The 5,920-nt window shown below is 72.0% G+C and carries 8 protein-coding genes; 3 read left to right on the top strand and 5 right to left on the bottom strand.

Annotated features, from left to right (window positions below):
- Positions 1-172: 172 nt before the first annotated feature.
- The 5 genes from ACWDEX_RS36930 to ACWDEX_RS36950 all read right to left on the bottom strand — a co-directional run bounded on the left by ACWDEX_RS36930 (position 173) and on the right by ACWDEX_RS36950 (position 3,658).
- Positions 173-1,294, bottom strand: a complete 1,122-nt coding sequence (locus tag ACWDEX_RS36930; RefSeq protein ID WP_450469030.1) for a winged helix DNA-binding domain-containing protein — start codon at positions 1,292-1,294, stop codon at positions 173-175.
- 96 nt (positions 1,295-1,390) lie between these two features.
- Positions 1,391-2,014 (bottom strand): Rv1733c family protein, encoded by a 624-nt coding sequence (locus ACWDEX_RS36935; RefSeq protein ID WP_450469032.1) that lies wholly within the window; start codon positions 2,012-2,014, stop codon positions 1,391-1,393.
- A gap of 90 nt (positions 2,015-2,104) precedes the next feature.
- Positions 2,105-2,920: a rod shape-determining protein gene (locus ACWDEX_RS36940; RefSeq protein ID WP_450469034.1), complete on the bottom strand. Its 816-nt coding sequence runs from the start codon at positions 2,918-2,920 to the stop codon at positions 2,105-2,107.
- Entirely contained in the window at positions 2,917-3,285 is a 369-nt protein-coding gene (locus ACWDEX_RS36945; RefSeq protein WP_450469036.1) for a TraR/DksA family transcriptional regulator, read from the bottom strand. The genes ACWDEX_RS36940 and ACWDEX_RS36945 overlap by 4 nt, the downstream gene beginning before the upstream one ends.
- A 46-nt stretch (positions 3,286-3,331) precedes the next feature.
- The gene (locus tag ACWDEX_RS36950) at positions 3,332-3,658 is read right to left on the bottom strand and encodes a TraR/DksA family transcriptional regulator (RefSeq protein ID WP_450469038.1); all 327 of its coding nucleotides are present in this window, start codon (positions 3,656-3,658) and stop codon (positions 3,332-3,334) included.
- 425 nt (positions 3,659-4,083) lie between these two features.
- Between ACWDEX_RS36950 and ACWDEX_RS36955 the strand changes: the two genes are divergently transcribed.
- The 3 genes from ACWDEX_RS36955 to ACWDEX_RS36965 form a co-directional block, all read left to right on the top strand.
- Positions 4,084-5,037 carry a HAMP domain-containing sensor histidine kinase gene (locus ACWDEX_RS36955; protein WP_450469040.1) on the top strand — a complete coding sequence of 318 codons (954 nt, stop codon included), beginning with the start codon at positions 4,084-4,086 and terminating at the stop codon, positions 5,035-5,037.
- A gap of 2 nt (positions 5,038-5,039) precedes the next feature.
- Positions 5,040-5,699 carry a response regulator gene (locus ACWDEX_RS36960; RefSeq protein ID WP_450469044.1) on the top strand — a complete coding sequence of 220 codons (660 nt, stop codon included), beginning with the start codon at positions 5,040-5,042 and terminating at the stop codon, positions 5,697-5,699.
- A gap of 3 nt (positions 5,700-5,702) precedes the next feature.
- A partial coding sequence (locus ACWDEX_RS36965; RefSeq protein ID WP_450469042.1) for a hypothetical protein occupies positions 5,703-5,920 on the top strand: 218 nt, incomplete at its 3' end.

Below are 5,920 nucleotides of genomic sequence, written 5' to 3' on the forward strand. Positions count from 1 at the left end.
CGCCATGCGCGCCTCCAGCCACAGCACGGTGCGCAGCCGGTCGCGCCATGTCGCCGACGCCTCCACGAGCGGCCCGCAACGCTCCCTCTCCACGTCCTGGTCACGCACCGGACCAGGACCCGACCGACAGGTTCCCCGCCCCGCGCAGGCTCCTGCCGGCTCCGGTCCCACCTCAGGCCGCCACCGTGCCGAACCGTATGCCGCAGGACGTCGGACCGGCCATCATCTCGAGCATCCGCTCCGCCTCCTCGACGACCTCCCGGCGCTGCCGTGCGCCGAGGCTGCCGAACGGCTCGATCGTCAGTGTGCGGTCCGTGAGCCGCCACAGGCCCGCGAAGAACCCGTCGACGAGGAACGTGCAGTAGGCCTGGTTGCCCGCCCAGCCGCGGCCCTTGAGGTCCGGGGGTATGACGCGGGAGCGGTCGGCGTGGGAGAGGAGAAGGTTGTCGAACTCGGGCAGGAAGCGCGGCGGCGCCGGGGTGTCCGGGTCGGGCCGGGGCGCGTCCGGGAGGTCGAAGAGTTCGACGCCGCGCTCGTCGCGGAAGGTGACGAGCTGCGGGCGCAGGCGCTCGAAGACCTCACGCAGGCGTGTGAGGCCCGACCAGGTCTGCATGTCCTTGACGGAGGCGGGCCCGAACGCGCCGAGGTAACGCCGGACGGCGGCGTCCTGGGCGAGGGCCGGTGCGACGGGGCGTCCGAGCCAGTGCTCGGCCGTGGTGAGCGTGACCTGACCGCTACGGCCCCACAGACCGCGCGGGGTGACCTGGACGAGGGGCAGCAGACAGCGTGCGGCCACGGCGAGGGCTCGCGGGTCGGCGTCCGGCCACTCGACGAGCAGCTCCTTGCGTAGTTGCGCCATGGTGCGTGGCTCGGTCTCGACGAGTTCACGGGCGAGCGCGGCGAGCCGTTGCAGATCGACCCCGCCAAGGCCCTTGCGGAAGAGGGTGAGTTCGCGGGTGCGGGCGGGCTGCACCCACGGACGCAGAGCGAGGCAGTCGTCGGCGGTGTGGGTGTGGATGGTGGAGCGCAGGGTGACGATACGGACGGCCTCACGGTCGGCCATGAGCTGAGAGAGGTGCTCCGGGGCGAAGCCGTCCAGCCGGGCTGCGAGCGCGTAGTACGGGGGCCTGACGTTCTGCGCCTGGAGCCCGACGAGGTGTTCGACCGCCGCCTTGGCCGACAACCGTGCCCGATGCAACAGCAGTTGACGCTCGAGAGTGGCACGGTTGAGGGCACGGGTGGTGAGGACGGGGGCGGGGTCCGGGCGGCGGACACGGGGGCTCGTCTTCGTCATGGCGCGCACACTAGTGCCGATTGCGGACAGCGCCTGTCCTTGTGACGTAGGTGAGTTGAGGTCGTAGCGCCGCGCCGTTGCCCCACGGCAAGGCGATCACGTGGATCTGGTCCAGCGCGGGGCCGTCTTGGCCCATGCCGCGTCCCAGTCGGCGAGGTTGCGCCTCTCCAGCCTTCGACGGACCGCGCCATACGCTCCGGCGCTGATGAGGGCCGCCGCCATGGCGGCGAGGAGGGCCCAGCCGATGGCGTTGTCACGGACCTGACGTGCCGTCAGAGGCGGCTCGGTGAGCGTGCCGTCGTCGGTGACCCAGACGTGGACCCTGGTACCCGCGGGAAGGCCCGGTTCGACGTCGGTCTTCGCGGTACGTGCGCGGCCGTCCGGGGCGGTGAAGCGGACCATGACCGGGTACATGGCCTTCAGCGCCTCGTCCGATCCCGGTTCCGGGTGGCGGGGCGCTTCGTGTTCGAGGACCGCGGGGATGCGGTGCAGCGTCCGGGCCTCGTGCTCGGCGGTCCGTTGCAGATCGCGGTACGTGGCGTTGCCGACCAGCAGCATGACGGTGGGTGTCATCACCAGCAGGGCCAGCAGCAGGGCAACGCCGATCCATGCGCGCAGCAGATCGGTGGGGCGGCGCAGCGGGTTGCGCCTGAATCGCCACCACAGGGGGCGCGGGGCTACCTCGGGGGGAGGCTGGGCCTGGGGGATCTCGCTGACCACGGTGTGTCTCTCCTTTCGCGAGCCGAGACGGTCGGAGCGGGTGGGCGGGGGGACGGGGGTGCGGCGGCAACCGGCAGCCGGGGGGACGGGCTAGCGGACGTGCAGGACGGTGCCGGTGGTGGAGGGGTGACTGTGAGCGGCTTCGAGGAGGGTGGCGGCACCTCGGACGGCGGCGGTGTGAGGAGCCGGTACCGGCTTCGCAGGGGCGTGCAGACGGCCGGTGAGACCGTAGGTGATCTCGGGACGCAAGGCACCTCCGCCGGCCAGGAGCACGCCACGCTGCAGGGCGTCGAGTGTGAGCGAGGTGCGGTCCTGCCGCAGCATGGTGGTCAGCATGCCGACGACGGCGTCGGTGATCTGCGTGTGCGGGGTGGTGCCGTCGAGGTCGCTGGTGCCCAGAGCGGTACGGCGGGCATCGGCGACCGCGCCGTCCGCCAGCAGGACCACCTCGGTGACCTGCGCGCCGATGTCCACGACGAGCAGGGGATGCGAGAGGTCCGCGCCCGCGGCCGCGGCGACGGCGCGGGCGGTGGGAACGGTCAGCACGGTACGTGGCTGCAGGACCTCCAGCGCGGTGCGCGCCTCGGTCCGGTAGGCGATGCCGTCCAGCACCGGTGTGGTCACGATGACCAGGGGCTGGCCGGAACGGGGCAGGCGGTGCGCGAGCAGGCCTTCGAGCATGAGGGCTGTCGCCGGGGTGTCCACGATGGCGCCGCGCCGGACGGGGTGGACGGCGCCGGCGCCCAGGGGCGTCACCGTGGGGATGTCGAGAATCAGTCCCCGGCCGGCCACCCACGCGCGGGTGCGGGCGCTGCCCAGGTCGAGGGCGACGCCGCTGCACTGCCGGCACAGGGGCCATGGCCTGTGCCGGCCGGAGGCGGGACGGGAGCTGGGTGCCGTGGTCACCGGCCGGCCTCCCTGACCTGCTGGCAGCGGGCGCAGTAGCGGGCCTGCGGCACGATCAGCAGACGGTCGCGGGATATGGGTCGGCGGCACAGGTGGCAGGCGCCGTAGCAGCCCTCCTCCATGCGCTCCAGCGCCGCCTCCACGTCGCTGAGGACCATACGCGCGGAGGCGGCGAGCTTGACCGTCACCTCGATCCGCGCCGCGTCCTGCCGCGCGGGCGGGTCGTCCTCGCCGGGCGTGGCCGTGATCTGCTGGAGCTGCTCCCGGCGGAACTGGCGCTGCTCGTGCAGGTTCGCGCGGAGCGCGGCGAGGTCCTCGGCGGACAGGACCGTGGTGCGGTCGCCGATGATCTGCTGGTTCACCACATCACCCCTTGGGCAGGGCGGGACACGAGGAATGGACGGGCCGTGCTCAGGCGGCGCGGCGCCGGCACGAGACGCAGTAGCGCGTGTAGGGCAGGATCTCCAGGCGCTCGGCCGGGACGGCCCGGGAGCAGCCCAGACAGGTGCCGTAGGTGCCGTCCTGGACACGGGCGAGGGCTTCGTCGATCTCCTTGAGCACCTCCTCGATGGCGTCCCGCTGGGCGGACATGAGGTCGTCCTCCGCGGACCGGCCGGTCTCGCTGATGGCCTGCAGCTGGGTCAGCCGTGCGTTGCGGGCGTGTTCGAGTCGCTGGCGGGCCTCGTGGGCGGTCGGACGTTCGGGGCTCGGTTCGGTCCGGGGCGTGTCGAGAGACATGGCGGATCCCTTTCTGCGCAGGGGTCGGTGTCCAGTGCTCCGGCAGGCAACGTTTGCGCGACGGGGCAAACGTTGCCTGTTGGTGCACCAGGTCTTGGGCAGGTCGGGGGCCGAGCGGTCCGGTTACCGTGGAGGCGGCGGGACGGGCTGCTCGGCCCCGCCTCCACCCTGGCCGATGCGGCGCCGGTTACCCATCGGTCGCAGCACCCATCTGTCGGGGGCCGAGGGATCCATCCGATGGTCGGATGGGTCGGGCGTGCTCCCGGAAATGGGGGACAGATCCCATCGACTCCGTGGCGATCGGCAGGCAGGCTGGCTGCAGGCTCGGTCGGAACCAGTGGCCGCAGCTCAGCTCTGGGGTGCGCGACGGCCGGCTGCGATGACCGGCTGTGAAGCAGTGTGACTGGAAAGGAAGGCGTACCCCGGTGTCCCTGTTCTGGCGGATCTTCGGGCTCAACGCGGTGGTGCTCGGCACGGCCACCGCGCTGCTGCTGTGGGCCCCGGTGACCGTCTCCGTTCCGGTCGTGCTGACCGAGGCGGTCATCCTGGTGGGCGGTCTTGTCGTCATGCTCGTCGCCAACGCGGCGCTGCTGCGGTTCGGCCTGGCCCCGCTGGACCGGCTGACCCGGCTCATGACGACCGTCGACCTGCTGCGTCCCGGCCAGCGGCTGCCGGCCAGCGGGCACGGCGAGGTCGCCGAGCTGATCCGTACCTTCAACGCCATGCTCGACCGGCTGGAGACCGAACGCGCCGCGAGCAGCGCCCGCGTCCTGCTCGCGCAGGAGGCGGAGCGGCGCCGTATCGCCCAGGAACTGCACGACGAGGTCGGCCAGAGCATGACCGCGATCCTGCTGTCGCTCAAGCGGTCGGCGGACGAGGCGGACGAGCCGCTGCGCGGCGAGCTCCAGCAGGTGCAGGAGATCACCCGGGAGAGCCTGGACGAGGTCCGCCGACTGGTACGCCGGCTGCGGCCGGGCGTCCTGGACGACCTCGGCCTGATCAGCGCGCTGACCTCGCTCACCACCGACTTCGCCGCCCACACCGGACTGCGCGTGCTGCGCCGCTTCGACACCGACCTGCCCGCACTGGCAGAGGAGGCGGAGCTGGTGCTCTACCGGGTCGCGCAGGAGAGCCTGACCAACGTCGCCCGCCACGCCGACGCCGACCGCGTCGAGGTGAGTCTGAGCCATGCCGACGGCACGGTGGTCCTCGCCGTCAGCGACGACGGCCGCGGTACGGCGGCCTCGTGCGAGGGCGCCGGGATACGCGGCATGCGGGAACGGGCCCTGCTCATCGGGGCCACGCTCGACGTCGCCCCCGCACCCCGGACCGGTACCCGGATCCGGCTGACCGTGCCCGTCGTCAGGAAGCAGTCGTGACCATGCCCGCCCCGTCCAAAATCCGTATCCTGCTGGCCGACGATCATGCGCTGGTGCGTCGTGGGGTGCGGCTCATCCTCGACCGGGAGCCTGACCTGGAGGTGGTGGCCGAGGCCGGTGACGGTGCGGAGGCCATCGAGATGGCCCGCGACCATGACATCGATCTCGCCGTCCTGGACATCGCCATGCCCAGGCTGACCGGTCTGCAGGCCACCCGCGAACTGGCCGCGCTCAAACCGGACCTGCGCATCCTGATGCTGACGATGCACGACAACGAGCAGTACTTCTTCCAGGCGTTGAAGGCCGGTGCCTGCGGCTACGTCCTGAAGTCCGTCGCCGACCGCGACCTGGTCGCCGCCTGCCGGGCCGCGATGCGCGACGAGCCCTTCCTCTACCCGGGGGCGGTCACCGCGCTGATCCGCAACTACCTCGACCGCGTCCGCCACGGCGAGGAGGCCCCCGACCAGATCGTGACGGCCCGCGAGGAGGAGGTCCTCAAACTCGTCGCCGAGGGCCACTCCTCCAAGGAGATCGCCGAGATCCTGGTGATCAGTATCAAGACCGTCCAGCGGCACCGGGCGAACCTGCTGCACAAGCTCGGTCTGCGCGACCGTCTGGAGCTCACCCGCTACGCGATCCGCGCGGGCCTCATCGAACCCTGACCCATGGACGAGGCTTCGCGCACCGCCCGAGGACGCAAAGGCTCGGCGACCGCCGTACTGGTCGCCGTCCTTGTGGCGCTCGTCACCGCGTTCGCCGTGCTCGGCACCCAGGTGGGGCACCCTCCCGCCGACCCGCCGCCGACCCGTGCGGTCGGGGCCGGTGTCGGGGTCGTGGCGCCGGGTGACCGGATCGCGTTCACCATCTCGTGGCAGCCCTCGCA

This window comes from Streptomyces sp. NPDC001020, from assembly GCF_053599115.1.

Bases quoted from the DNA above. Each gene is read 5' to 3' on its own strand.
- ACWDEX_RS36960 (WP_450469044.1), top strand. From the start codon at position 5,040: ATGCCCGCCCCGTCCAAAATCCGTATCCTGCTGGCCGACGATCATGCG.
- ACWDEX_RS36950 (WP_450469038.1), bottom strand. From the start codon at position 3,658: ATGTCTCTCGACACGCCCCGGACCGAACCGAGCCCCGAACGTCCGACC.
- ACWDEX_RS36930 (WP_450469030.1), bottom strand. From the start codon at position 1,294: ATGACGAAGACGAGCCCCCGTGTCCGCCGCCCGGACCCCGCCCCCGTC.